The 22,928-nt window shown below is 67.5% G+C and carries 24 protein-coding genes and 4 pseudogenes; 12 read left to right on the forward strand and 16 right to left on the reverse strand.

The genetic code is table 11. The annotated features are described in order from the left end of the window. Positions 1–110 precede the first annotated feature (110 nt). Positions 111–563 (forward strand): glycosyl hydrolase 53 family protein, encoded by a 453-nt coding sequence (locus IE317_RS36750; protein WP_191315969.1) that lies wholly within the window; start codon positions 111–113, stop codon positions 561–563. A gap of 967 nt (positions 564–1,530) precedes the next feature. On the opposite strand, the gene IE317_RS36760 is transcribed toward IE317_RS36750, so the two are convergent. The 4 genes and pseudogenes from IE317_RS36760 to IE317_RS36770 all read right to left on the reverse strand — a co-directional run bounded on the left by IE317_RS36760 (position 1,531) and on the right by IE317_RS36770 (position 3,051). After that, on the reverse strand, positions 1,531–1,674 hold the full coding sequence (locus IE317_RS36760) for a hypothetical protein (RefSeq protein WP_191316007.1): 144 nt from the start codon (positions 1,672–1,674) through the stop codon (positions 1,531–1,533). Positions 1,675–1,751: 77 nt separating this feature from the next. Next, positions 1,752–2,021, reverse strand: a pseudogene (locus IE317_RS36765) ((2Fe-2S)-binding protein); the annotation flags it as partial. Continuing rightward, the gene (locus tag IE317_RS44845) at positions 1,988–2,182 is read right to left on the reverse strand and encodes a hypothetical protein (protein ID WP_229903110.1); all 195 of its coding nucleotides are present in this window, start codon (positions 2,180–2,182) and stop codon (positions 1,988–1,990) included. The gene IE317_RS44845 and the pseudogene IE317_RS36765, both read right to left, overlap by 34 nt. Further along, on the reverse strand, positions 2,179–3,051 hold the full coding sequence (locus IE317_RS36770; protein WP_191315970.1) for an oxidoreductase: 873 nt from the start codon (positions 3,049–3,051) through the stop codon (positions 2,179–2,181). Before IE317_RS36770 ends, IE317_RS44845 begins: the two co-directional genes overlap by 4 nt. 153 nt (positions 3,052–3,204) lie before the next feature. On the opposite strand from IE317_RS36770, the gene IE317_RS36775 reads away from it, so the two are divergent. Further along, the gene (locus tag IE317_RS36775; RefSeq protein ID WP_229903098.1) at positions 3,205–3,783 is read left to right on the forward strand and encodes a TetR/AcrR family transcriptional regulator; all 579 of its coding nucleotides are present in this window, start codon (positions 3,205–3,207) and stop codon (positions 3,781–3,783) included. Between the two features lie 3 nt (positions 3,784–3,786). On the opposite strand, the gene IE317_RS36780 is transcribed toward IE317_RS36775, so the two are convergent. Next, positions 3,787–4,833 (reverse strand): amidohydrolase family protein, encoded by a 1,047-nt coding sequence (locus IE317_RS36780; protein ID WP_191315972.1) that lies wholly within the window; start codon positions 4,831–4,833, stop codon positions 3,787–3,789. Between the two features lie 86 nt (positions 4,834–4,919). Here IE317_RS36780 and IE317_RS36785 point away from each other — a divergent pair, with 86 nt between their 5' ends. Continuing rightward, on the forward strand, positions 4,920–5,267 hold the full coding sequence (locus IE317_RS36785) for a TIGR04141 family sporadically distributed protein (protein WP_308443418.1): 348 nt from the start codon (positions 4,920–4,922) through the stop codon (positions 5,265–5,267). A gap of 172 nt (positions 5,268–5,439) precedes the next feature. Beyond that, positions 5,440–5,604 (forward strand): hypothetical protein, encoded by a 165-nt coding sequence (locus IE317_RS36790; RefSeq protein WP_191315974.1) that lies wholly within the window; start codon positions 5,440–5,442, stop codon positions 5,602–5,604. Positions 5,605–5,854: 250 nt separating this feature from the next. On the opposite strand, the gene IE317_RS36795 is transcribed toward IE317_RS36790, so the two are convergent. Both IE317_RS36795 and IE317_RS36800 read right to left on the reverse strand, forming a co-directional pair. After that, positions 5,855–6,247 carry an HPF/RaiA family ribosome-associated protein gene (locus tag IE317_RS36795; RefSeq protein WP_229903099.1) on the reverse strand — a complete coding sequence of 131 codons (393 nt, stop codon included), beginning with the start codon at positions 6,245–6,247 and terminating at the stop codon, positions 5,855–5,857. 277 nt (positions 6,248–6,524) lie between these two features. Next, a complete protein-coding gene (locus IE317_RS36800) occupies positions 6,525–6,716 on the reverse strand; it encodes a hypothetical protein (RefSeq protein WP_191315975.1) in 192 nt (63 codons plus the stop codon). Positions 6,717–7,056: 340 nt separating this feature from the next. On the opposite strand from IE317_RS36800, the gene IE317_RS36805 reads away from it, so the two are divergent. Then, on the forward strand, positions 7,057–8,022 hold the full coding sequence (locus tag IE317_RS36805) for an AI-2E family transporter (protein WP_229903100.1): 966 nt from the start codon (positions 7,057–7,059) through the stop codon (positions 8,020–8,022). Positions 8,023–8,115: 93 nt separating this feature from the next. Here IE317_RS36805 and IE317_RS36810 read toward each other — a convergent pair whose 3' ends face one another. Next, entirely contained in the window at positions 8,116–8,445 is a 330-nt protein-coding gene (locus IE317_RS36810) for a helix-turn-helix domain-containing protein (RefSeq protein ID WP_191315977.1), read from the reverse strand. Between the two features lie 841 nt (positions 8,446–9,286). Here IE317_RS36810 and IE317_RS36815 point away from each other — a divergent pair. Beyond that, positions 9,287–9,538 carry a hypothetical protein gene (locus IE317_RS36815; RefSeq protein ID WP_191315978.1) on the forward strand — a complete coding sequence of 84 codons (252 nt, stop codon included), beginning with the start codon at positions 9,287–9,289 and terminating at the stop codon, positions 9,536–9,538. Positions 9,539–9,735: 197 nt separating this feature from the next. On the opposite strand, the pseudogene IE317_RS36820 reads toward IE317_RS36815, so the two are convergent. After that, positions 9,736–10,020, reverse strand: a pseudogene (locus tag IE317_RS36820) (DUF6292 family protein); the annotation flags it as partial. Between the two features lie 181 nt (positions 10,021–10,201). Between IE317_RS36820 and IE317_RS36825 the strand changes: the two are divergent. Continuing rightward, positions 10,202–10,567, forward strand: coding sequence for an Hsp20/alpha crystallin family protein (locus tag IE317_RS36825; RefSeq protein WP_191315979.1), 366 nt, complete (start codon positions 10,202–10,204; stop codon positions 10,565–10,567). A 22-nt stretch (positions 10,568–10,589) separates the two neighbouring features. Continuing rightward, positions 10,590–11,159 carry a general stress protein gene (locus IE317_RS36830; protein ID WP_229903102.1) on the forward strand — a complete coding sequence of 190 codons (570 nt, stop codon included), beginning with the start codon at positions 10,590–10,592 and terminating at the stop codon, positions 11,157–11,159. Positions 11,160–11,254: 95 nt separating this feature from the next. Here IE317_RS36830 and IE317_RS36835 read toward each other — a convergent pair whose 3' ends face one another. Beyond that, a complete protein-coding gene (locus tag IE317_RS36835; RefSeq protein WP_191315980.1) occupies positions 11,255–11,563 on the reverse strand; it encodes a hypothetical protein in 309 nt (102 codons plus the stop codon). Positions 11,564–11,676: 113 nt separating this feature from the next. On the opposite strand from IE317_RS36835, the gene IE317_RS36840 reads away from it, so the two are divergent. Beyond that, complete coding sequence (locus IE317_RS36840) at positions 11,677–12,207, forward strand: hypothetical protein (protein ID WP_191315981.1); 531 nt, start codon at positions 11,677–11,679, stop codon at positions 12,205–12,207. Positions 12,208–12,885: 678 nt separating this feature from the next. Here the strand turns inward: IE317_RS36840 and IE317_RS45525 are convergent. Further along, a pseudogene (locus IE317_RS45525) lies at positions 12,886–13,221 on the reverse strand (IS110 family transposase); the annotation flags it as partial. A gap of 335 nt (positions 13,222–13,556) precedes the next feature. On the opposite strand from IE317_RS45525, the gene IE317_RS36850 reads away from it, so the two are divergent. Beyond that, positions 13,557–14,411 (forward strand): formate/nitrite transporter family protein, encoded by an 855-nt coding sequence (locus tag IE317_RS36850; protein ID WP_191315982.1) that lies wholly within the window; start codon positions 13,557–13,559, stop codon positions 14,409–14,411. Positions 14,412–14,628: 217 nt separating this feature from the next. Here IE317_RS36850 and IE317_RS45615 read toward each other — a convergent pair. The 3 genes and pseudogenes from IE317_RS45615 to IE317_RS36865 form a co-directional block, all read right to left on the reverse strand. Further along, positions 14,629–14,952 (reverse strand): annotated as a pseudogene (locus IE317_RS45615) (transposase); the annotation flags it as partial. 264 nt (positions 14,953–15,216) lie between these two features. Then, positions 15,217–15,948 (reverse strand): M50 family metallopeptidase, encoded by a 732-nt coding sequence (locus IE317_RS36860; RefSeq protein ID WP_229903104.1) that lies wholly within the window; start codon positions 15,946–15,948, stop codon positions 15,217–15,219. A 535-nt stretch (positions 15,949–16,483) separates the two neighbouring features. Beyond that, the gene (locus tag IE317_RS36865; protein ID WP_191315983.1) at positions 16,484–16,663 is read right to left on the reverse strand and encodes a hypothetical protein; all 180 of its coding nucleotides are present in this window, start codon (positions 16,661–16,663) and stop codon (positions 16,484–16,486) included. A 999-nt stretch (positions 16,664–17,662) separates the two neighbouring features. Between IE317_RS36865 and IE317_RS36870 the strand changes: the two genes are divergently transcribed. Both IE317_RS36870 and IE317_RS36875 read left to right on the forward strand, forming a co-directional pair. Continuing rightward, a complete protein-coding gene (locus IE317_RS36870) occupies positions 17,663–18,481 on the forward strand; it encodes an aminotransferase class I/II-fold pyridoxal phosphate-dependent enzyme (RefSeq protein ID WP_191315984.1) in 819 nt (272 codons plus the stop codon). Further along, on the forward strand, positions 18,478–19,713 hold the full coding sequence (locus IE317_RS36875) for an MFS transporter (RefSeq protein WP_191315985.1): 1,236 nt from the start codon (positions 18,478–18,480) through the stop codon (positions 19,711–19,713). The genes IE317_RS36870 and IE317_RS36875 overlap by 4 nt, the downstream gene beginning before the upstream one ends. A gap of 1,119 nt (positions 19,714–20,832) precedes the next feature. Here IE317_RS36875 and IE317_RS45535 read toward each other — a convergent pair. Both IE317_RS45535 and IE317_RS36885 read right to left on the reverse strand, forming a co-directional pair. Beyond that, positions 20,833–21,486: a WhiB family transcriptional regulator gene (locus IE317_RS45535; RefSeq protein ID WP_373309208.1), complete on the reverse strand. Its 654-nt coding sequence runs from the start codon at positions 21,484–21,486 to the stop codon at positions 20,833–20,835. 818 nt (positions 21,487–22,304) lie between these two features. Beyond that, entirely contained in the window at positions 22,305–22,889 is a 585-nt protein-coding gene (locus IE317_RS36885; RefSeq protein WP_229903105.1) for a hypothetical protein, read from the reverse strand. Between the last annotated feature and the right edge of the window lie 39 nt (positions 22,890–22,928).

Genomic DNA, 22,928 nt, shown 5'->3' on the forward strand with positions numbered 1-22,928 from the left:
ATTTCCCACCGGTGCGGTTCCAATCATTCACCCCGACCCTATGTAGCCGATTGTTTGCATTCATCGCGTATCGTTCCCGCATTGTCACGTCGTCGATCAGGGGAGATCGAATGACCGCGTACCGCACCGGCCGCACCGCGAAGTCCGCCGTGTTCCTGGCGGCGGTCATCCTTTCCGTGGTGCTCCCCGCACCCGCCGCTTCGGCGGCGAACACGCTCACCGTACTGGGCGCAGACGTCTCGACCGCCCAACGAGCGCTCGATTCCGGTGCGAAGTACTCCGACGCGAACGGAATTGCGGGAGATCCGCTCGACATCCTCAAGGGTGCCGGCGTGAACTACGTGCGCCTGCGCGTCTGGAACAACCCGCGCAGCGGCTACAACAACAAGGCCAAGCTGCTGCAGCTGGCGGTCGCGGCCGTCTGGAGCAGCTCGTCCAGCTCCGCCGTCACGGTCTCATCCAGCTCCTCCAGCATCGCGTGCATGCCGAAGGCGTCCTCGAGGGCGCCTCGAACGGGTTGTTCCGGAAGATCACCAAGCGGACCTGACGCGGCTCGGTCTTGACCTTCGCGACCTGGAGCTGTTCGGCGTTGAGCGCCGGGGCCAGCTCGTCGACGGAAGCGAGGAACTTGCGGTGGGAAACACCGAGAGGCAGCTGAACGGTCAGCACGTCGATCGACGGCGACACGACACGCAGCTTGCGCACACGCGGCCAGTGCACGAGGCCGACAGGCCACCAGGTGCATGTCCGAGTCAGTACTTCGTCCACACCTGCTCGCGACCCGAGTTGCAGGGCCACACGATGAGGCCGATGCCGTTGGCTTTCCACGCATGCGGAACAGCGAGACATAGATGTTGACCACCGGGATAGGTACTCGCAAACAGGACCAGTCGACCGGCCTTGTCCCAGGACCACAACGACGAGCAAGTGGACTGTCGTACCGGGTCGCCTGCTGCTGGATTGCCGGGCTCAAAGTCACCCACACACAGGCGACTTGCTTCATTTCGGAGGGTCACTATGGGATTGCCCCACGAGTCCATCCCCTGCGGCTCTGGGTAGAAGCGCTTCGCTGGTCCGTTCGGTTCGCAGTCGAACTGCGTCGCTTGTACGCCGTCAGTCGTGGAGCCACCCGGGATGGACATACATGATTCACTGTGGCTGACGAGGATTCGGTAGCCGTCACCGCGGCTAGCGCTCTGTCGGCTGCCTGCCGGCCCGGCGAGGCGCTCGCCCCCGTGGCCGACAAAGCCAACACCATCGCAGCGGTCGCGCTGATGTAGAGCATCTTCCTCATGGTTCTCTCCCCGTCATCGTAGTGGTCCAAGGCGACGCCTCGACAGAACACTTGCGGGAGGCAGAACGGGTTTAGTCGACGCAAGCGGTCGTCACAGGTCTGCCGCCGTTCGAGTCACGACTCGCAGCCGATCAGGCGCCCGTCGTGAAGGTTCACCAGTGGCTGATGTGCTGGCACTGTCTCCAGGAACCTCTGGCAGCGCGGACAGGTTTCATGGTGCTGGGCGATGGCGGTCATCACCTGGGCCGGAACGGGGCGTCGCACTGCCAGTCACGAACTTCGGGCGGCAGGTCGGGGCAGTCCCGCCCCCGCAGCGCCAGGTGCAGCATGCGGAAGTCCGAGCGCAGCCGCGCCTTGGCCCGCGACACGGCCGCAGCCACTGCCGTGACGCTGACCCGTTTCCGCTCATCCACTCCCGGATCTCCGCCGCGGAACCCGCGTGACCCTCGTCGATACACGCCACCGCGGACATGATCTGACCGGGCGTGCAGCCGCCGCACTGGAACGCGTCATGCCGGATGAACGCTTCCTGCACCGGGTGCAGCTGCTCACCACGCGCCAGCCCTTCCACGGTGGTGATCTCGTCGTCCTGCCGCATCACGGCCAGGGTCAGGCAGGACTTGATCCGCTGCCCGTCGGCCAGGACGGTGCACGCACCGCACTCGCCCCGGTCGCAGCCCTTCTTCGTGACGGTCAGTCCGAGCCGCTCGCGCAGCGCGTCGAGCAGCGTGACCCTCGGCTCGACGCGCCGCCGGCGACCGGGCGCGCGGGTTCGGCCGTGGCCTGGGCGACGGACGCGAGCTGGGCGGCCGCGACGGTGCCGGCCGCGGACTTCAGGACGGCACGTCGTGTATGCGTGGTTTCCTGGGGTGCTGAGTCGTCTGTCATCGGCTTCTCCCGCCGGCTGGACGGCCGGCGTTGTCACCGGGATCCCCGTATGCGCGGGTCGTCAGGTGCTCCCACGCGGCCCACTCCTTCAGGCGCCGGTCGTAGCTGCCGCGTACGAGCTCGGGTGTGGGCACGCCGAACAGCGCCCCGAACAGCACCCGCAGTGGTGGCTGCTCGGCGTCGACGACCTCGAGCAACGCTCGCGCGGCGGCGGCCGGGTCCCCGGGCACACTCGCACGGCGGCGGGCTGCCAGCTCCTCGCGCATCGTGTCGTAGGCCGGCAACGGGTTGCTGTGCCGCGCCGAGGATCCGGAGAAGTCAGTGGCATACCCGCCCGGCTCCACGAGGGTGACGTGCACGCCGAACCTGGCGACCTCCGCGGCAAGGGACTCGCTGAGCGCCTCGAGCGCCCACTTCGAGGCGTGGTAGGCGCCCACGCTGGGGAACGCCAGCACGCCGCCGATCGAGGAAACCTGGACGATGTGCCCGCTGCCACGTTCGCGCATCCCGGGAAGGACGGCCCGGACGACGCGATGGGCGCCGAGGACGTTCGTCTCCAGCTGGTCGCGCAGTTCGGCGTCGGTCACCTCCTCCACGGCGGCGATGTGCCCGTAGCCGGCGTTGTTGACCACGACGTCGAGCCGGCCGAAGTGTTCCTCCGCTTCCGCGACCCGGTCGCGGACCGCGTCGGCGTCGGTGACGTCGAGTGAGAGTGCGAGCAGCCCGGGGTGTTCGTCACGGAGATCCCGCAGGGACGAGATGTCGCGGGCGGTCGCGGCGACACGGTCACCGCGATCGAGCGCGGCCTTGGCGAACTCCCGGCCGAAGCCGCGCGAGGCGCCGGTGATCAGCCATGTCTTGTTGTTCATGACCGTACCTCCAGTTAGGATGTGAACAACTCGTTCACATACAAGTTACGCCCGAAATGAACAATCCGTCTACATGTGGGATGGTCAATGTCCGAGAACATTCCCAGCCGGCCGGGCCGAGGCCGGCGACCGGCCGCCGAGGTGCGTGCCGCCGTGCTCGCGGCCGCGGGGCGCATCCTGCTGCGAGACGGCATGCGAGCGGTCACGTTCGACCGGGTGGCGACAGAGGCGGGAGCGAGCAAGACAACCTTGTACCGGTGGTGGCCGTCACCGGGCGCGCTCGCGGCCGAGGCGTACTTCGCAAGGAGCCTGCGCGTGCTGGAGTTCCCCGACACCGGCGACATCCGCGCCGATCTGATCAGCCAGCTCGGCGCGTTCGTCCGCTGGCTGAAGGACGAAGGCGCCGAGCGGCCCATGTCGGAGCTCGTCGGCGCGGCCCAGATGGACCCCGAACTCGCTCGAGCCTGGTCGGAGACCTACGCACAGCCGCGCCGCGAGCTCGCGCGTGAGCGCCTGCGCGTCGCGCAGCGACAGGGGCAGCTGCGCGAGGACGCCGACCTCGACATCATCGTGGACCAGCTGTGGGGCGCCTGCTACCACCGGCTACTCGTACTCAAGGTGCCCTTCGACGAATCGATCGCCACGCGCCTGGTCGACCACGCGCTCTACGGATCGTCACCGCGCACAGCCGACCACCCGGAACCTGCTGCGGCACGGCGCCATCACGGCTGACCGTCAGGCTGGTTGGCGACGCTCGTGGGCGGCTGTGAGGTGGCCGGTAAGGCGCTGCCAGTTGCCGGACCCGATCGCGGCTTTCTCTTCGTCGGTAAACGGTGCGTGTTCGAGGAAGGATCGGGCGGTGCCACCGCTGGTGTCCAGGTACGGGAAGCCGCCCGGCCGGGTGCCGAAGGTGTAGGGGTAGTCGGTCGAGTAGAGCATCCGGTCGGTCCCGACGACCTCGGCCGTCCAGCGCAGGTAGCGCTCGCTGACGGTGCCGCTGCCGGCCACCCAGAAGTTCTGGCGGAAGTAGTCGGCGAGCGGCCGGCGCAAGTCGGCCATGCCCTGCAGGACGCCGATGTGGTCGAGGTAGAACAAGATGACCTCACCCCAGTGCCCGGCGATCACCTGCAGTTCGGGATGACGGTCGAACACCCCGGAGAAGATCATCCGCAGGTACTGCACGCCGAGGTCGTAGTACCAACCGAGCCCGGCGGTCGCCAGCGCCGGCCCCACTCCGTGCGGCAGGCCGGAGTAGTAAGCCTGCTGGACGGCCTGCACTGGGGCCTGTGGGTGGAAGTGCAGCGGGACGCGCAGCCGTTCGGCGGTGGCGTAGAGGTCGTCGAACTCCGGCGCGTCGGCGAGTGTGTCGCCGGTGCGGCCGTACAGCATCGCGCCGCGGAAGCCGAGTCGGGTGACTACCCGCTCCAACTCCGCCGCGGCGGCTTCGGGCGCGGAAGTCGGGATGGCGGCGAATGCCTGGAACCGCAAGGGGTTGGCGTCGACGATGTCGGCAAGCGCGTCGTTGGCCTCGCGCGCGACGCGCACGGCGTCGGCCGCCGGGAGGTTCTGCACCCCAGGCGTGGCCAGTGACAGCACCGCGACGTCGATGCCCTGGTCGTCCATGTCGGCGAGGCGTCGATCGCCGACGTCACGCAGCCGTTGTGTGACCGGGTGGTCGTCGCCGTAGCCGTGTGGCTGGACTCCCGCCATAGCCCACGCGTCGAGCAGGACCGGGAGGACCACGTGTTCCTCGAGGCCGATGATGTGCAGTTTCTCGGACATGTCGCGAACTCCCACGCTGCCGTTTCCAGTGATACGCACACAAAGATATCACAGATAGCATCACCGGAAACAGAAACGCTGTATCGTTGATACGCCAGCTCCGCAACCAGATCGCTTGGCAAGTGGATCAGTGGATCTCGTTCGAGACCGAGGTCGACCACAGCACATACTGCTGCCGCCAGGGCGAGTGGTTCCGCATCGGCGAGCAGTTCGTCGAGCAGATCCGCACCCAGGTCGCCGAGCTCTTGACCCATCGCCCCGACCTCGACCTCCCGACCTGGGTGCTGACCGGCAAGCAGGACGACGAGCACCGCTACTGCGAACTGGTCGCCGAACAGGCCGGATTCGAGTGCCTCGACCGGGACATGGCGAAAACCCGATTCAATCGAAGGCTGGAACTCGGCGACTTGCTCGGCCCCGGTCGACCAAGCTGATCCACGTCAAATGGCTCTCCCAGGCCACCGCGGCCAGTCACCTGTTCGTTCAGGCCGTCAGTGCCTCCTGGTCGCTTCGCGCGGAGCTGGAATCCCTCGAACAGCTGCGGGCCAAGGGTGCGTGCGGCGGCACCGGAACGCGAGTTAGGCGCCGTCGTCAGTGGTCCTGGTCGTGGCTGGGCGACCGTGGACGGTCGAGAAGTTGTTTACCTTGTCGCAGATCGGGCTGCTGCGCCTCAACGCCGAAGCACGTTTCCTTGACACGAAGCTGGAGTTCGCCGAAACCCCGTTGGTGGACAAGAAGACGGCTAAGCAGCTGCGTGAGAATGCGGCCTAGAGCCGAGCGCCATCGCCACCTGCTTCGGCAAGACCGCCACCTCCTACCGAGGCCTGATCGACCTGGCCTCCCTGCTCATCTGGCTTTGAGGGCAGGCCCTACAAGGGCTCGACCTTTACGTCAGACCAATGGGATGGTGAGCAGGTGCGCCATCGTCGTGTCCGACGCCTCGCCGAGTACTGCGCGCGGCGATGCAGAGCTCAAAGGAATCGACCCCTGACTTCTCACTGCCAGCCGGAACCGGTGCGCCTCATCTCGGGCCGTCTTCCGTCATGTGCCGGATGGATTCCCCGCCCTTGCGGTGGTCCGCCCGTCCGGACTGGGTGTCGAGCACGCTTTCGAGCTTGCGGATGGCGCCGTGGCACGCCTCGTCCACCGAGCCCGCGTGGTGGGTGACCGCGACCGTCGGCCTGCCTTCCGGGCGCGCCTCGATCACGCACCGCCGGTCCACGCTCGCCGCACCCGTCGATACTTCGTCACTCAGGTGGACTTCCAGGCGGGTGATGTGGTCGCTGAACCGCGACAGCGTCGACTGGAGTTCGGCCTCGAGCCGCTGGATCAATTCCTTGCTGCCGTGGACGTTTTTGTCCGTGCTGATCTGGATTTGCACGCGGTGTTCCCTTCGAAGGCCGGTCTGGTTCACCGCCGAAGTTCAGCGGTTCGGGGCGTGACTACGCTGGCCAGGACGACGGGAAAGTATGTCGGCGAGGATGCGCGGGCGATGTCGATCAACCGGGCGTTGTGCCGGTGAGCTTACATGTCCGGGACCGGGGGTGCCGGACGACACGCTCCTGGCCGGCGCCAGATCCGCGCGGCCGAAGCCGTCATGGTCGACACCGGCGAGCTCAGCCGTCTGTCGAGCCGGCTCGCTGGTCGGTACACCGTTTTGTGGGGTAGCCGCGGCGCTTTGTGTCGCGGCGTCAGACCGTCGTGACCTTGCTCTTGTCGTAGAACTTCACTTCCCCGGTGGCCGGGAAATGGATGCCGACACAATAAACGTGGGCGTTGCCGGAGCCAAAGCTTTTGCCTTCGTCGACGACCAAGCCGATATCGTCACGGTCGAGGACCTTGACTTGCCGCGGCCCCTGTCGTTCTTCGCTGGCAAACTGCATGGCGTCTCCCGTTCAACGAGGCGTGCTTGGCGATAGCACACTACGTGATCACCACGCCCCGCGGAACAGCGAAGAGACCGGCGCCGGCCGAGGACCGGTTAGCCGGGCCGCCTGCCGGGAATCCCCGCCAGGCGGCTGACATCCCGGGCAGCCTGGAGCAGGCGTCCTTGCGGGGACGAGCAGCGACATCACGGGAAGGCCGACGCACATGACAGCCGATCAGCGGGTGAGCCGGGAGAAGGAATCCTCGGGGGAGGTCGTGTCCGCGGTTCCCTACGGACTCCGGGTCGCGGCCGCCGTCTCCTGGCGCGCGCTGGTCGTCGCGGGTGCCCTGACCGTCGTGGGGTTCCTGGCCGTCAAGCTGGCCTCCGTGGTGGTCCCTGTAGCCGTGGCCCTGTTGCTGGCCGGTCTGTTCTCGCCTGCGGTTTCCTTGTTGACGCGCAAGAAGGTCCCACGCGGGCTCGCCACCGCGATCGTGCTCGTCGTCGGCATCGCACTGGCCGGCGGCGTTGTCACGTTCGTGGTCATCGCCGTCACGGCGGGCATGCCCGGGCTTATCGATCAGGTCACCGTGAGCGTGACGGACCTGCACACCTGGCTGCGTACCGGGCCGTTGCACCTGAGCCAGGGCCAGCTCGACGAGATGCTCGGCAACCTGACCGCCATGCTCGGCCGGAACAAGTCGGTCATCGCCTCCGGGGCGCTCACCACGGCGGTGACCGTGGGCGAGCTGCTTGCCGAGTTCGTGCTGGTGGTGTTCTGCCCGATCTTCTTCCTCGCCCAGGGGCGGGCAATCTGGATGTTCGTGCTGCGGGCCGTGCCGGCACGGCTCCGCGATCGCGTAGACCTTGCCGGGCGAAGCGGGTTCACCACGCTGGCGCACTACATCCGCGGCACGGCGGCCGTCGCGTTCGTCGACGCCGCCGGCATCGGCCTCGGGCTGGTGATCATCGGGGTCCCGCTGGCGGCTCCGTTGAGCACGCTGGTCTTCCTGGGCGCGTTCGTCCCGGTCATCGGCTCGGTGATCGCCGGCGCGGTCGCCGTCCTTGTGGCCCTGGTGACCAACGGCGCTTGGTCCGCTGTCATCGTGCTCGCCGTCGTCGTGGGCGTGATGCAGGTCGAAAGCCATGTCTTGCAACCACTGCTGCTCGGGCGAGCGGTCCGGCTGCATCCGCTGGCGGTCGTCCTCGCTCTCGCGGCCGGGCTCGTCGTCGCCGGCGTCATCGGGGCCTTGCTCGCTGTGCCGCTGGTGGCGGTCTTCAGTTCGGGCGTGCGGAGCTTGACCGCTCCGCCGGAACCGGATTGACCGTCAGCACCCGTCCGGCACGACGTACAGGACGGACCTCGGCGGTCCGATCGAGGTGTACCCCTCGCGGGCGCCGGGGTACACCTCGCGGGTTCAGTCGGAGGGTTGGGGACTGGCGTTGCGTCGTTGAGCTTCGTGGAGCTGGTCTTCCAGGGAGATGATGCGGCAGGCGGCGTCGATGGCCGTGCCCTCGTCGACGAGGTGCCGTACTCGTGCGGCGATGCGCAGCTGGTGGCGGGAGTAGCGCCGGTGGCCGCCGGCGGAGCGCTGCGGGGTGATCAAGCCGGCTTCGTCGAGGCTGCGCAAGAAGTTCTGCGAGGTGCCCAGCATTTCCGCGGCCCGGCCCATGGTGTAGCCGGGGTAGTGCTCGTCGTCGAACTTGTCGGCCGCGGGCGTGGCCGGGGCGTGTTGGTCAGGGATCATTCCACCTCCGCATCACAAGGGACCCCGGGTGCCATGCACGGCACCCGGGGTCCCAGGGGTTTGGGTTTCACCATTGTCAACCGGCGCGACCGCCGGCTTCCTGTACTCGCGTCGCCCGGCCGAGAGGCGGACGAGGCGAGGATCGCTTACTCGTAACCGAGAACCACCTGCCAATCCGATGGGACTACGGTACCCGCGCGGCTTTACTGCCCGGCCGCTGCGGGCGATCCAATGATGTGCCCTTTCCCTTCTTTCCTGTGTTTCCTTCTTGTTGCTGCGTACTGCTTCTGCGGTCATCACCGGCTGGAACCCTTCCACTGATCGGCCCCAGCACGCGTGACGCCGCGAGCCACTGCCCGGAACCCCTTACCTTGATCGGCCCCGGCCACCTGGCTCGCACTGCATACTGCGATCTAGCCAACTACGGGTACTGCTGATACTGCCAACTACCGAGTAATGCTCACTACCTTGCTCCGCGGGCGCATGAACACCGCCCACGTTCCGCACTGCTTCACTTCTCCGGGACCGTTACTTCTGCCTTCGTCTTCACAACCCGGTCCCGGGCACTGCTCCGGCCACCAGCCGAGACCTGTTCACCGATTGGCCCCGTGCTGCCTGACCGCCTTGTCTCACCTCGCGGGTAGTTACGTCCTCTCCCGCGCCTGCTTGACGTTGTCTCTCTCGGTACGAGAAAGACTCTACACACGCCCGGCGGTGAATGTCTACTTCGACCGACATAGATTTACTGCGCGACCCGATCGGGGTACCTCACCTCCGCGGAGGCGCAGGTGAGCGCCGGGGTCGATGCCCGCGGTGCACGGACAGGGGAGAGGGCAGTGCGATGAGTGACCAGGTGGCCGGGCAGGAACCGTTCGAGCTCGCTGCGGTGCGCAACCGCGAGGACTACGCCGACGCCCTCACCCGGCTGATCGCGCGGGGGCGCCGGGAACGCTGCATCACCGTGTTGTCGGCCACCGAGGCCTACGCCGTGGCCGAACTGCTGGGGCAGTACGCCCAGCTCGACCCCGCGGACAGGCTGCACCAGCTCGCCGCGACGATGGCCAGCCGGATCTACAGTCGGCTCGGCGTCTGAGGCCGGAACTTTGACAGGGTCGCCGGAGGTCGGCCTGCTCGGAGCAGGGGATCGCCGGAGCGTCAGCTCCGCGGGATTGGTGATCCGCCGGTCGTGACGAGATCCTGCCGCGGCTGTCCGGTAGGGCGGCTGCTCGGGTCGAGGAACCGCCCACGCCGAGGTGCCCGCTGGGGATCGCGATTCCTCGGTGTTTCCGGTCACCGAGGGTGGAGGTAGGGCCGCAACCGCTCGGCCAGCGACTTGCGGGTCGCCACGGTTGCCGGGACGGGCCCCTCCTTGCTGGTGTGGCGGCCGGCGGCGGCGTCGGCGACGAACCGCGCGACCGCGTCCGGGCTCGGCACGAGGTCGTCACCGCCGTGGCGTGCGATGACGACCGGGTCTTCGGTCGGTTCGGTTTCCACTGCGAGCGACCAGCCCCGCCGTTCGCTCCACGCCAGCATGACGTCGTGATCGGGCCGGTCCAGCCACCGTCGGGGTAGCCCAAGGTAGGCGGACTTCCAGAATCACTCTGATGGAGTATTGCCATGCTAGTTGGCCGAGGAAAACCGCTGGTGGTCGGTTGAGTCGAACACGCTCATGTTTGGGGAACATACGTGCAGGCTGGTTCGTCATAGGGGTGAGAGCACCACTCGTAGCCTGTCCGGATTTCTGGAGGTGGGACTGATGACACTGACGGCTGTGCGATCGGTTTCCGCGCTGGACCGCTGGGACCCGTTCGGCGAGTTCGACGTGCGGGAAACGGACGACGCGTACCTGGTCGAGGTGCAGCTGCCCGGGTTCAAGCGGCGGGACGTCACGGTCGAGGTCACCGGGAGCGAGGTGGCCGTCAAGGGCGAGGCGGGGCGGCGGGGGCTGTTCCGGCGCCGGCCCCGCCGGGTCGGGGAGTTCGCCTGCCGCGTGACGCTGCCGGACGAGGTGGACACCGACGCCGTCTCGGCCGTCTTGGCCAAGGGCGTGCTGACCGTCCGGGCGCCGAAGCGGGAGTTCGCCCGGCGGCGGCGCATCGCCGTCACCAGCACCCGATCCTGATCCAGCTGGGAGGTGAGAGCCGATGACCACTTTTTCGCCCTTGCGTGAGCCGGCCGCGGTGCCGACGCCGCCCACCGGGTGGCCCATCGGCGTTTACGGTAGCTACGCCGAAGCCCAGCACGCCGTGGAGCATCTGGCCGGCCACGACTTCCCTGTCCAGGACGTCACGATCGTCGGCGTCGAGCCGATGGTGGTCGAGCGCGTCACCGCCCGCCTGACCTGGGGACGGGTCCTGGCCGGCGGCGCGGCTTCCGGCGCCTGGTTCGGTCTTTTGCTGGGCCTGCTGCTCGGCTGGTTCGGTAACGGGCTGTCGGCGGCGCTGATGTCGGCCGGGCTGGTGACCGGTGTTTTCGTGGGCCTGGCGTCCGCCGCGGTCGGCTATGCCGTGGTGAGGGGCCGACGGGACTTCGCCACGACCACGCAGCTCGTCGCCCGGCGGTACGACGTGCTGTGCGAGCCCCGCAACGCCGAGCGGGGCCGGGATCTGCTGGCGAAACTCGCCGTGGCCGGATCACCGCGCCCCGACGAGCAAGGACACCCGGAGGCGAACGCGGCCGGAGGTGATCGAGGATTGCGTCCATCCCTGCCATGACGGCTCGGCGGATCGACCAGTTCGCCGGTGCAGCCTCCGTCGTGGCCGGCCCGGCGCCGGACTCGGGGTTGGCCGAGCCGTCCGGCCGTGGCCGGTCACGACGGCCGCGGCACCAGGATGAACCCGCTCTTCGACCGCCCTGGGACCCGCTGCAGGGAGACGCTCAGGTCCTGCTCGGGGACGTCGTAGTCGAGGGCGGCCAATCGCACGGCCAGCGTACGGACGATCCCGATCGAGAACGGTTCGCCCGGGCAGGTGTGGGGATCGCCACCGCCCTGCGGGACGAGCTCGTACGCGCCGATGTCATGGCCCAGGAACGCTCCGGGCGGGGCGCCCCACAGTTCGGTATAGCCCTCGGCCAGGGCGAGCAGGCTGTTGTCCAGGAGAGCCCGGGGTCGTCGCATGGTGCGGGTTGCCCGGTCGCCCGTGGCCAAGCCGGCGACTACCCCGTTACGGACCACTTCGCCCGGCTTGCGGGCAACGGCGTAGCCCGGGAAGTGCGGGGTACCCGGCCGTAATGATGAGACGCGCACTGTGGGAAGGCCTGGTCGCCGGGGCGGCCGGGGTCACGGCCATGACGATCGGCGAGAAACTGGAGCAGCGCCTCACCGGCCGGCCCGACTCCCACGTCCCCGCCCGGGTCCTGCGCCGGCTGACGGGACGTCCGGACGATCCCGGGCGGCCGTTGCCGGCGAACTGGGTGATGCACTTCGGCCAGGGCGTGGTGCTGGGCGTCCTGCGCTCGGTGATGGCGCAGGCGGGTCTGCGTGGTCCGTGGTCTTCGGCGAAATTCGCCGTGATCCGGCTGACCAACGACCAGATCCTCGAGAACGCCACCGGTGTCGGTGCACCCCCGCCGACCTGGCCACGCGGCGAGCTCGTCGTCGACCTGCTGCACAAGGGCGTCTACGCCGCAGTAACCGGCGTCGTTGCCGACGCTCTCGCCGCCCGGTCCGGACCCGGGCCGGGACAGCGGCACGCCGCGGTGCTGCCGGGCCGGCATTCCGACGTGGGACCCCTGCCCCGTATCCCGGCGGGCAAGCGGTGAACGGAACGTGCCGCAATGGCGACACGGGTGGCGAGGAGCAGCCGCGGGATGGCGGCTGAGGCCACCATCCTGTCTGAACACCGCCAGTACAGGGCACCGGGCCGTCCCCGAGGGCAGAGTGTCCACATCGGATCGCCCCGATGCCGGTCCGTCGGTGAAGCAGCGCAACGACGGCGGCAGAGACCGCGGCTCTTCGTCGAGTTCGAGCAGCCAGCCGAGGCAGTGGAAGATCACTTCGGCGATTTCGGCCGGATCACCTGACGTCGCGAGTTCCGCCTGCACGGCGGAGTCGAAAGGATCGTTGTTGAGCGCGGCCAGCACCGCGCGTACGGCACCCCGGAGGTGGGGCGGCAGGTGGTCGATCCCCACCGCTTCGGCTTGCTCGTTCTCGACCTGGGCCGTGTAGACCCGGTCCCTTGCGGTCGGCGAGCGGCCCGTGATCGCTTCCGCGCACAGGCCCGTCAGCTCGACCACCACGGCGGCGGGCAGCCGCGGCGACCGTGACCGGGCGACAGCGATGACCGCGTCGGCCAGGTCGTCGTCCGCTCCGCTGCGGGCGTCCCTCCCCCGGAGTGCCGTCGAGAACCGGCGGCATTCCGGGGGAGGGACGCATCGCCAGGCCGGCCAGGTAGCCACCTGGTGCCCGGCGGCGCGGGGACCGCGACCGGCAACGCCTCGATCGTGGGCTGGCTGGTCCACCACGACCAGCAGCTGCCCGTGCGCGGCGAGCTTGTCGAACAGCGCTCGCAGCTTCGGTTCGCTGTTGGGCAACGGCGCGTCATGCAGCCGCTTGCCGTCCGGGTCGAGCCCGATCGCGTGGTGAGCGTCCTTGCCGACGTAAGGCCGAGGGACACCCCGAAGCTGCTCATCCACCATGCCATTCGCTCGTCCTACGTGGTCACCGGTCGAGCATCGATGGCCGGCACCCACGTTACGACGGGATTTACCAGCCGATGCCGTGTCCCTATCAGCGGTCCCTCGATGCCACCAGACCGGTGACACCCCCCGGATCATGCCTTCGACTGGGCCTGGGTCATGCCAGGCCTGGCGACCACAGCTCCTTGATCAAGAACTACCAAGAAGGGTAACGGGGGCGAGGCGGTCGACGAAAATCCTGGTCGGCCCGTCGCCGTCGAGGGGCGCGAGCGCGACGATCGAGTCGGTGCCTTCGGTGACGGTCTGCCCAGGACACCGACGGTGATTGCTGGACCGCCTGCCTCCGCGCCCGGTGACCGTGGAGGCACGAAAATCAGCCGCGAATCCCCGGGTGGGGGAGTAGTTCCGGCCCGCCCGGGTACATGCACGATCGCTGATGGCGGTGATACGCGGTACGCGGCGGGGGAGTGGCGATGCGAGGCGGATCGATTGACGAGGACCGAAGCGGGAACCTGCGGTCCCTGGCCGGGAGCCGGGACGAACCGGAGCTGGAGGAAGCGTTCGACCGGATCCTCGACGAAGGCCGGGATCGGCTCGGCCGTCCGTTGCTGCCGCTGGTGGCGACCGGCTTGCTCGGCGGTGTCGACGTCGCGGTGGGAGTTTTGGCCTACCTGGTCGTCGAGCACGAGACCGGGCAACCGCTGCTGGCCTCCGCCGCGTTCACGATCGGGTTCATCGCGCTGCTGCTCGCGCGCAGCGAGCTGTTCACCGAGAACTTCCTGGTGCCGGTCACCGCACTGGCGTCCGGCATGGGCACCTGGCCACGGCTGCTGCGGCTGTGGCTGGTCACCTTGGTCGCAAACCTGGCCGGCGGATTCGCGATGGCCGGCATGATAGTTGTGGCACTTCCCGACCTCCGGAGTACCGCGGCCGCGAGCGGCCTGCACTACGCCACCCTGGGCACGTCGTGGCGCTCGTTGCTGCTGGCCGTCCTGGCCGGCGCGGTGATCACGCTCATGACACGGATGCAGCACTCGACCGACGACATGGGCGTCCAAGTTGTCGCCGCGGTAGCCATGTCCTTCCTCCTCGTCGGCGCGCAGCTGTTCCACTCGGTGCTCGACTCGATCATCATGTTCGCCGGCCTGCTCGGTGGCGTGGCGCACTACTCATGGGGCGACTGGGCCCTCGCACTGGCCTGGTCGTCGTTGGGCAACATCGTCGGCGGGATCGGCCTGGTCACCTCGCTCCGGCTGCTCCGGGTGTCGCACCGAGTCGAGGAAGCGCAGCACGATGCCCGCGAAGAATCCGGTGATCGAACCACTTGACCGACCGTCACCACCTACCGCGCACCGTCGGTCATCGCGACGATGTCAGTGGAAAGGCGCGGTGTCGACGCTCAATGGTGCGGACAAGGTGACCTGCGCTACCATGAGCGCATGATCTCCCCAAATACGGGAGATATCCCACGTGTGGGGGTTCAAGTCTCGGACACAGTATTACCCCACGGATCGCGAAACGCGATCTTGAAGCGGGGGAGATTCTAGCCAGCGAGATCACCATTTCGTCCACACCGCCCAAGCGTTTCTCTCGCTTGGTCACGATCTTCGGCTCGAAGCTGGCGTCCCGGTCCCACGGCACGTCGACCTGGAGAGGGCCGACGTCGGTGAGCACGGTCTTGGCGCCGGGTGCCGTTGCGGGAGTTGCCGGTCCCGCGGCTGGCCGGTCGTGCTTGTCCTAGCCGAGGTGGTCGGTGATCTCGCCCTCGAACGCAGAATCGACCAGCCGCTTGGTTAGCTGCGCCAGCACCCCGCCCTCACCGGTCAGCTGCAGCCTGCCGATCCTGGCTGGGCTCACCAGCTGCGCTGCGAACGCATGCTCACCGAAGCCCGCACTGCGGCGGCCAAGGTGGCGTCCGGCATCGGCGTCGAGGTCGCGGTTCGGTCCGAACGGCTTGCCGAGGCGTTGCCGGCTGAAGCGGACGGGGCGATGCTCGTGCTCGGCACTCCCGGGCTTGCGGCCCTCGGCCGGGTCCTGCCCGGGGCGGTGTCGGTCGCGCTGTCCTTGCACGTTCCGGTTCGCCGGTGTGCGCCCACAGAAATCCCCGGATCGCGCGCCGTCCGGTTCGCCGCGTCACGGCCACAACAGGGGAAAGGCCTCGTAGAGCGCCCAGATGATCAGCGCGAGCCAGCCGGCGATCCAGACGAAGCCGGGGATGTGGGTTTCCGTCGCGAGGCTGGTGGCGTCGTCGCTGTCCTCGGAGCCGCCGCCGTGCAGGCGGATGGTGACCAGGTTGGCGAGCCCAGCGAGCTCGCTGGTGAGCAGCAGCCACGCTTCGAGGTAGGCGATCGTGGTCTGCAGCCACGCCGGTGCCCAGGCGAGCGCGGCGAAGGCGACCGCGCCGATGCCGGCGACGACGGCGAAGGTGAGCAGGTCGGCGGACAGGAACAGCAGCAACGCGGCGGCGACCACGGTGAGGGCGAGCACGGCGGCGGCGTGCCCGCGGTGCAGTTGCACGGCCGCGCCCAGCCCGGCCAGGGGCGGCATCGCGTAACCGGCCGCGGAGCTGGCGATCGAAGAGAACCGTGAGCGGAACCAGATCCAGGTCATCCCGGAGTCCGGGGTGAAGATCGCGACCTGGTATACACCGCCGCCGGTCAGGACGTTCACCAGCGCGTGGCCGCCTTCATGCACGAACGTTCCCAGCACGTTGAGCCGCGTCAGCAAGCGCCGCTGCCCGGTCACCAGCATGGACAACGAAGCCAGCGCCACGGCGGCGGCGGCCAGCCCGGTTGCGGCGACCAGCCACCAGCCGGGCGTCGGCACGGTCGCGTTCACGATCTCGTCGAGTTTTCCACGTTTCACACATCGAGCTCACCATCCGTCGCGGGCGGGCGGAACCGCCGGATTGGCGTTGTCACGAAGCTGTCAACCGGGGAGCTTGGTCGCCGTTAGGACGGTAGCGCTAGGCGCTTGCCCTGCTGGCTCCGCGTTCAGAACCACCACGGCGGAAAGTCCGAACCGTCCGCCTACGGCAGTACGGGTGCGAACTCGCAGATTCTGCTCGGGGCGGGTCGGTATAGGTATAGATGCGCTGGGTTGTGGGATGTTCACTAGGGGCCAGAGTCCTGGGGGATGGGAGCTGGCGGAGGTGTTCGCGCAGCTCGACGATCTGTTGGGCGTGCTGCTCAGCGTCGGGTTGGCGGGCGGTATCAGCGGAGCGGAGTGTGGACAGGCTTTCCGGTGGGCGCCACGGGTTCGCATGCGCGTCGTAGTCCGTGCTGGAGCGCCGTGCGCGATACACGGTGGCGGCGTAGGCCCGTGCTCGGCGCAATCTGGCGGGGCGTATGGCGAGGTCGGCGGGCGAGTAGATCGGGGAGATACGGGGTGGTCGTCGTCGTCAGGCCTGCAGGAGTGCGCGGACGATCTTGGCAGTGAAGGTGTGCAGACGGGGAAGCCCTCCACCGGTGATGCCGACGATCGCGGCGGCGCCCGCGGTGATCAGCAATGCGGTCACCGGTGGGTAGCCGGTGCGCAGGAGCCAGCCGGTGAAGCCAAAGACCGCGATCACGGGAAACACCTGCACGATCGTGGGCGGCCGCGTCGTCGGCGCGGAGTGTCGGGGTGCTCCGGGGCGGCGGCGGGGGTCCGGTTGTACTCAACGAGAATCTTCTCGGTGTCAGGTCGCCCTGTCCAGGACAGGGCGTGTGCTGGTGATGGTCAGCGTGCGTGGACTGGGCCGGGACGGATGAATCCCCGCGACGTCGGACCGGATGCAGTTGCCCGCCCAGGATGAAAACAGTGCCGTCTCACAAGACGACGGCGCCTACTCGTCATCAAGTACTCGCCCTGTACGCCAGATGGATATGCGGTACTTCTCGAGCTCGGCGGCACTGTTGGCGCTCTCGCGCAACTCTGTCGCAGAGTCAGCACCGTGCAATATCTCGCGATGACGTGCTGCCATGGCTGTACGCCCTTGATGGGTCACCATCGCGCCGTACACTTCGGGCTCGATCTCGAGCGCTATTGCCTGACCAGTGGGTGAACCGAGCGCCAGTTGGCCGCTGGGGCATTCCAACTTGTAGGTGCCCGCTGAGGTGTATCCCTCAGCCGCTTCAGTGACAGCCTCGGCACTAAGCTCAACGAGCACCGAGACCGGCGCAATATCCTGGACACATTCGATGTACAGCTCATAGTCCGTGGACGCAGCGACCGAGTGATGAGCTCGTTCGATCGCTTCGTCGGCGCCGAGTGCCGCATCGTTGTCTTGATCACGCAGTGTGATAAGACGGTAGGAGGGGACTGTGCGCGGCCGGGAGTGGCGACCAGAGCGGCTCCAGCCGCCACCCCCGGATCACGGCGCAGACCTGTCAGGGAACGGTGCTGACCGTGAACGCGTCGCGGTCGAGGATCCGGTTGGCGCCGTAGAAGCCGCCGAGCGCAGAGATTGCCGAACTGCACCGGAAGGAGCGTGGACTGACCTTCATCACCGGCTACGCCGCCACGAGGCCGCGCTGGGCGTCCTGGCCGGCGCCTGCCGGGATGCGTGGTCTTCTCCGATGAGTTCAACCACGCATAGATGATCATCGGCATGCAGCAGAGCGGAGCGGAAAAGCACGTGTTCGGCCACAACTACGTGGACCACCTCGACTTCCTCCTTCGATCGGTAAACCGCGACCGGCCGAAGGTAGTGGCGTTCGAGTCGATCAAATCCATGGACGGCGACCGGGCACCCATGGTAGAGCTGTGCTCCGTGGTCAAGAAGCACAACGCGCTGGTGTACGTGGACGAGGCGCACACCGTGGCGATGTACGAACCCGAGGGCGCCGGGTTGGCGGCGCAGCTGGGCGTGGCCGATCAGGTCGACATCCTCATGGGCACCTTCGCCAAGGGGTACGGCACCGCCGGTGGCTACATCGTCGGTGCCGACGCCGTCCTGGATGCCATCCGCAGCTTCGCTCCTGCGTTCATCTTCACCTTGGCCATGCCGCCTTCCCTGGCGGCGGCCTTGACCAGCGTGCGACATCTGCGGCATTGCAACGAGGAACGTCGGCAGCTGAACGCACGTGCCGCGCAGCTCAGGGCGCGGTTCCACCAGGCCGGGATCCCGATGGTCTGCGATCAGAGCCACATCGTGCCCGTGCTGGTGGGCGATCCCCACCACTGCAAGCAATTGGCGGACACGTTGCTGATCGAGCACGCCATGTACGTGCAACCCATCAACTTCCCCAGCGTCGCAAGGGGAACTGAACGGCTGCGGGTCAACCCCTCACCGGTACACCACCCCGACGAAGTCGGCCGCTTCGCCGACGCTGTCGATCTGGTGTGGACACAGCTGGGGTTGCCACGCACCCGGCACAGCACGGTCGCTGAGCGCACACTGCTCGAGACCCGATGAACACCGGCAATGTCGCACCGCGGGAGCGCGCAGCCGCCGCTCCCGCGGTGCGGGTCGCCACGCCGTGGCTCCGGTTCGCGTTGCTGTACGCGGTGCTGTGCCTGATGGGAGTGGAAACGTTCCTCATTTCCCCTCTGCTCCCGACTATCGCCTCCGACCTGGGAGCCAGCACCCAAACGACTGCGACGGTGGTTACCGCCTACGTCCTGACCTATGCCATCGTGGGGCCTTTCGTCGGCGCGAGATCCGACCGCGCGCCTCGCCGCGTGTTCGTCACGGCCGGGCTGGGCTTGTTCCTGATCGGCAACCTGCTGTGCGGCCTCGCTCCCGGAATCGGCCTATTGATCGCGGCCCGGGCGCTGACCGGCCTCGGCGGTGCCATCGCCGCCCCGGCGATGTGGGCCTACTTCGCCGAGACGGCACGGCCCACGCATCGGGGAAAGGCCATCGGCTTGGGCGCCGCCTCCTACGCACTGGGCCAGGTCCTTGGTGTCCCCGTAGGCGCCACCGTGGCTCACGCAGCGAACTGGCGCTGGAACTTCTTCGCCGTCGCGGCTGGCTTGGTGCTCATCGTGCCGATCATCGCGTGGCGCCTGAGCGGGCCACGCCCCGAAGGGCACGCTTCCCTCGGTGGGTCCTTCCGCATCTGGCGGTCCCGACCGATCCGGTCGGCACTGCTGGCCACCGCCCTCCTGCAAGGCGGCAGGCTGGGCACCTACACCTACGCCGGAGCCCTGCTGACCCAACGATTCGGCCTTTCCGTCGGGCAACTGGGTCTGGTCGGCATGGTCGTCGGTGCCGCCTCATTGATCGGGTCGATGCTGGCCGGACCCCTGCTCGATCGGGCTCACCGCTTCGGCAACGCCAACGGCTGGCTGGCAGCCGCCTGGGCAGTGCTGTTCAGTGTTGCCGTTACCGTCGCATCGCTGAGCAACCACTTCGTCCTCAGCGTGACCGCCTTGGCGGTGTGGTTCGTGGCGGGCGGAGCATTCTACACCACCCAGCAAACTTATCTCAGCTCGGCCGAGCCTCGACAACGCGCGTCCACGGTGTCCTGGAACAACGCCATGGAGAACGCGGGCGTCGCCGCGGCCACCTCGCTACTGGGCCTGTTCCCGCTGGGCGGTCTTGCCTTCACCGCCGCGGCGGCAGGCCTAGGATTGGGGGCCGCAGCAATCAGCGCCACGCGCGCACTCACCCGCAGCCACGCCTTCGAGCAAGCAAGCCGCTGAACCCGCGCAAAGTGAGGGGTAACAAGCCGATTTGCACGACGCTACTGGAAGAAGCCGAGGCCGCCTGGCCCGGCCGACGCATGGACACCGTCACCGCCAGCGACATCAAAACCCAAGCCGAGCTCATCCGCCGCACCGCCAGGGTCCGCTTCCGGCAGCGACCGGGCAACGGGGAAGGTCAACAGTCCGGGCCACCCGTCAGGATCAAGGCCGTCCTCGGTCATGGCGTCCGGGGGATATGCCAGCGCCAGCAGCCGCAGGTGATGCAGTACGGACTTGGCCGCGTTGCCGGCGGCGAACGTCGCGAAGTTCAGCAGGTTGTGGAACTCGTCGGGGTCCGCGTCCGTGGCACCCGAAGTCAGCCACGCGCCGCCTTGTCGCAGTTCTCGTCCAGGATCAGGTCAGACCAGGCGTCTCGCAGGCATTCGTACGCGTCGGTAAGGGAGTCCGGGGTGGAGGTCAAGCCGGGGGGTCCCTCTCCGGCAGCCGCCGTCCTGGCAGGATGCCCGGCGACCTGGGCGCGAGCAGCAGCTTCATCAGTCATGACCGGTATTGAACCCTGAGTGGCCGTCCAACGTCCGCGAGTTCAGAGCGTCGAACCTTGCTCCTTCAAAGTTGAGTATCAAAGGCACTGTAGCTCCGGCCATGATCGACGTTCTGCAATCCCGCTCGGTCGGCGAGGCGCCGCTCGTGGTACGCGCCGCCGCTCCGCTCCGAGTTACGCACCTGACGATTGACGACCCCGGTCGGGTGGGTAGGCCGTCAGCACGGGGACGTGATCTCGCGGATCAGGCGATGGCCCGCCGGGATGACCAGCTCCACCGCCGGGGCGGTGCAGGACAGTGAGGTCATTCCCGCAGACCGCCGTCGTCACATGCACAAATGACACCCTGAACCGCCGCCGAATCTTCTAGAATGCCACAGGTGCTGCGCAATGCGGGGCCGATCCGATTCGCGAGCGGTGTAGTGAAATTGCCCTCCCTTTGCGCAGGGCCTTGAGCTCACCGGTGTTTTCCAGTTCGGGTTAAAGCATAGCATATCGGGTTTTGAAGTCCAGTCTAATGGCTGCGCTGATGCTGCTGGACCCTGTTTAGTAAAGCCGCCTTTGGCTGGTGGGCGCTACTTCTTCCTCCGGAGCCTCGACTGGCGTCGGCGGTTCCGCTCATAAGCAGAGTGGACAATGCGAAACGAGGTGCATCTGCAACGGTGCTTGCTATATCGAGGGTTTGTTCCGTGAGACGGCAGAATTCGGACAGCCTCAGGCCTCGCTAACTTCTCGCGTTCGCCTGGGGACAGTCCGCCCCATAGTCCCCATGGATCGTGATTGGCCAGGGCTAAGGCCAGGCAAGGCTCTCGCACTTCGCAGCTGGTGCAGATCACGCGACACGATGCAAGTTGGTCTGGATCGGTGGAGTGCCAGTCGAGGTCGGGGCGGCTACGGCAGGCCGCCTTGTGATGCCACTGAGCCTCGTTGTTGGCCATGGGGCGCGTCAGTTGTTGGTTCCCCTGCGGGCGCGCGCGGGAGCTGAGCAGCGCCAAGCGTTGAAAGTGTGCTCTCTTTGCGGCATCTGCGCGCTGCCTCCGGGTCACTTCATCCAGGACGCCGTCAGGGTCAACCAATCGTTCGAATCGGGCCAGCGCGGCTCGGCGTGCTGGCGCCGTTCGCTCTGCCCGGTCTTCGGTGCGTGACCAGGACGTGTGTGCGGCGATGCGTGCTCGAATAGATCGCTGGGCCGGGGTTAGCCCGTGATCTTTTGATGACTGATTTTCCATTACTCACTCCCTCTGTTGATTGAGCCCAGGGGGAGGGCGCTCGTCGAACCCTGAATGGAGTTGCCGTTGCTTATCTGCCGCTACGAGGGCGGCCTGGTTAGAAGGGGCTGACAGGTTTGGTATGTATGCGACTTTCGTGCGCGTAGTGGCTTGTGGTGCCAGCGTGGCCTGGAAGTAGTTGAATCTTTCGTATCTGGAAGGAGTATGGAGCTGACCTTTTTTGTCACCTACGCGACACTTGGATCCTTTGGTGGATTCTTGCGTGCCTGCACTTGGCCTCGTCGTGCGGCGATGCCACAACCTGAAGTGAGACTCGCGTGAGGTTCTATGGAGACGATCAAGGCGAATGCGTCGCAGTCTGTGCGTCCGCCCTCATATTGATGCACTCGCTTGATAATCCCGAGCGTCAGAGCGACGTCTCGAGCCCGTCGGACGGTCTTGGGGTCGAGGCGTGCGTGCTCCGACCATCGGCGTACGGAGATCGAGCCTTGGGTCGTGGCGATGGCGTGCGCAAGCGCATCGAGCGCGGCGCGCAGGCTGCTGACGCGCACCCCACCGATCGTGTCGGCTCGCACCCTGGCCCTTGACAAGCGTTGGTCGAGGGCTGTTTGCAGCTCAGCTGAACCTGTCGAGCGAAGCGATATGGTGACTCTCGCCTGCCGTCGTCGTCGCAGCGAATCCCGAGCCGAAGCCGACGTGGCCTGCGTTCCTCTGCTTCCCTGAGCGCGGGCAAGCAGCGATCACGGCGCCACGCGTCACGTCCGATGTAAGCTGCCTGAGTTGGCGACGCTCTGTAGAAGTGGTCCCAGGCTTGCTGCTCAGTGAGAGTGGATTCGGCTGCGGCGATCGTGGTGGCCGGCGCCCAGAACCATCGTCGCCACGCCTTCTCGCCGATCTCGCGGGCTTTGGTGCCGGTGAGGTTGGCAAAGGCCCAAGCGTGCGCGGTGGTGTGGCCGGCGCGAGCAAGCGCGAGGGCGTGACCGTACTCGGCCGAGCTCCGGTTCCGGCACGTTGTTGGCCGAATCGGCGCGGATGGCGATCGGCTCACCGTCGGTGACCACCCGCCACGCGGCCGACTTGAAGAACAACTCCGGCCGCTTCGCGCGGTACACCCGCGCGTAGACGTCCTCATCGGCGCACTCCTCGCGTCGCGCCTCCTCGGACCGCAGATAGGTCACCCCGGCGGCCCACACCTCCATCCGCCCGTCCAGCGGCGGTAGCAGCCGCGTTCCGGCCGTGGACACGGGCTCGCCGGCGGCCTCGGCCAGCTCGCGGATCTCGGCTACGGGGCGCCGCAGCAGGTCACTCGTCGATGCCACCGCGAGCGGTCGCAGCTGCTCACCGGTGAGCAGGCCGACGCGGACCGCGCCGGTTCCGTCGGCGAACCGCACCAGATGGCTCATCCGGACCTCCTTCGTTCAGGGACGAACCTACGGAGTGCC

This window comes from Amycolatopsis bullii (genome assembly GCF_014654205.1).
Lineage (GTDB): Bacteria > Actinomycetota > Actinomycetes > Mycobacteriales > Pseudonocardiaceae > Amycolatopsis > Amycolatopsis plumensis.

What these genes read in the sequence shown, in the direction of transcription:
- IE317_RS36815 (WP_191315978.1), top strand. Translation starts at nt 9,287, where the DNA reads ATGAGTGACCAGGTGGCCGGGCAGGAACCGTTCGAGCTCGCTGCGGTG.
- IE317_RS36835 (WP_191315980.1), bottom strand. Translation starts at nt 11,563, where the DNA reads ATGCGACGACCCCGGGCTCTCCTGGACAACAGCCTGCTCGCCCTGGCC.
- IE317_RS36810 (WP_191315977.1), bottom strand. Translation starts at nt 8,445, where the DNA reads ATGATCCCTGACCAACACGCCCCGGCCACGCCCGCGGCCGACAAGTTC.
- IE317_RS36850 (WP_191315982.1), top strand. Translation starts at nt 13,557, where the DNA reads ATGCGAGGCGGATCGATTGACGAGGACCGAAGCGGGAACCTGCGGTCC.
- IE317_RS36875 (WP_191315985.1), top strand. Translation starts at nt 18,478, where the DNA reads ATGAACACCGGCAATGTCGCACCGCGGGAGCGCGCAGCCGCCGCTCCC.
- IE317_RS36840 (WP_191315981.1), top strand. Translation starts at nt 11,677, where the DNA reads ATGATGAGACGCGCACTGTGGGAAGGCCTGGTCGCCGGGGCGGCCGGG.
- IE317_RS36770 (WP_191315970.1), bottom strand. Translation starts at nt 3,051, where the DNA reads ATGAACAACAAGACATGGCTGATCACCGGCGCCTCGCGCGGCTTCGGC.
- IE317_RS36800 (WP_191315975.1), bottom strand. Translation starts at nt 6,716, where the DNA reads ATGCAGTTTGCCAGCGAAGAACGACAGGGGCCGCGGCAAGTCAAGGTC.
- IE317_RS36825 (WP_191315979.1), top strand. Translation starts at nt 10,202, where the DNA reads ATGACACTGACGGCTGTGCGATCGGTTTCCGCGCTGGACCGCTGGGAC.
- IE317_RS36870 (WP_191315984.1), top strand. Translation starts at nt 17,663, where the DNA reads ATGATCATCGGCATGCAGCAGAGCGGAGCGGAAAAGCACGTGTTCGGC.
- IE317_RS36750 (WP_191315969.1), top strand. Translation starts at nt 111, where the DNA reads ATGACCGCGTACCGCACCGGCCGCACCGCGAAGTCCGCCGTGTTCCTG.
- IE317_RS36885 (WP_229903105.1), bottom strand. Translation starts at nt 22,889, where the DNA reads ATGAGCCATCTGGTGCGGTTCGCCGACGGAACCGGCGCGGTCCGCGTC.
- IE317_RS45535 (WP_373309208.1), bottom strand. Translation starts at nt 21,486, where the DNA reads ATGGAAAATCAGTCATCAAAAGATCACGGGCTAACCCCGGCCCAGCGA.
- IE317_RS36830 (WP_229903102.1), top strand. Translation starts at nt 10,590, where the DNA reads ATGACCACTTTTTCGCCCTTGCGTGAGCCGGCCGCGGTGCCGACGCCG.
- IE317_RS44845 (WP_229903110.1), bottom strand. Translation starts at nt 2,182, where the DNA reads ATGACAGACGACTCAGCACCCCAGGAAACCACGCATACACGACGTGCC.
- IE317_RS36780 (WP_191315972.1), bottom strand. Translation starts at nt 4,833, where the DNA reads ATGTCCGAGAAACTGCACATCATCGGCCTCGAGGAACACGTGGTCCTC.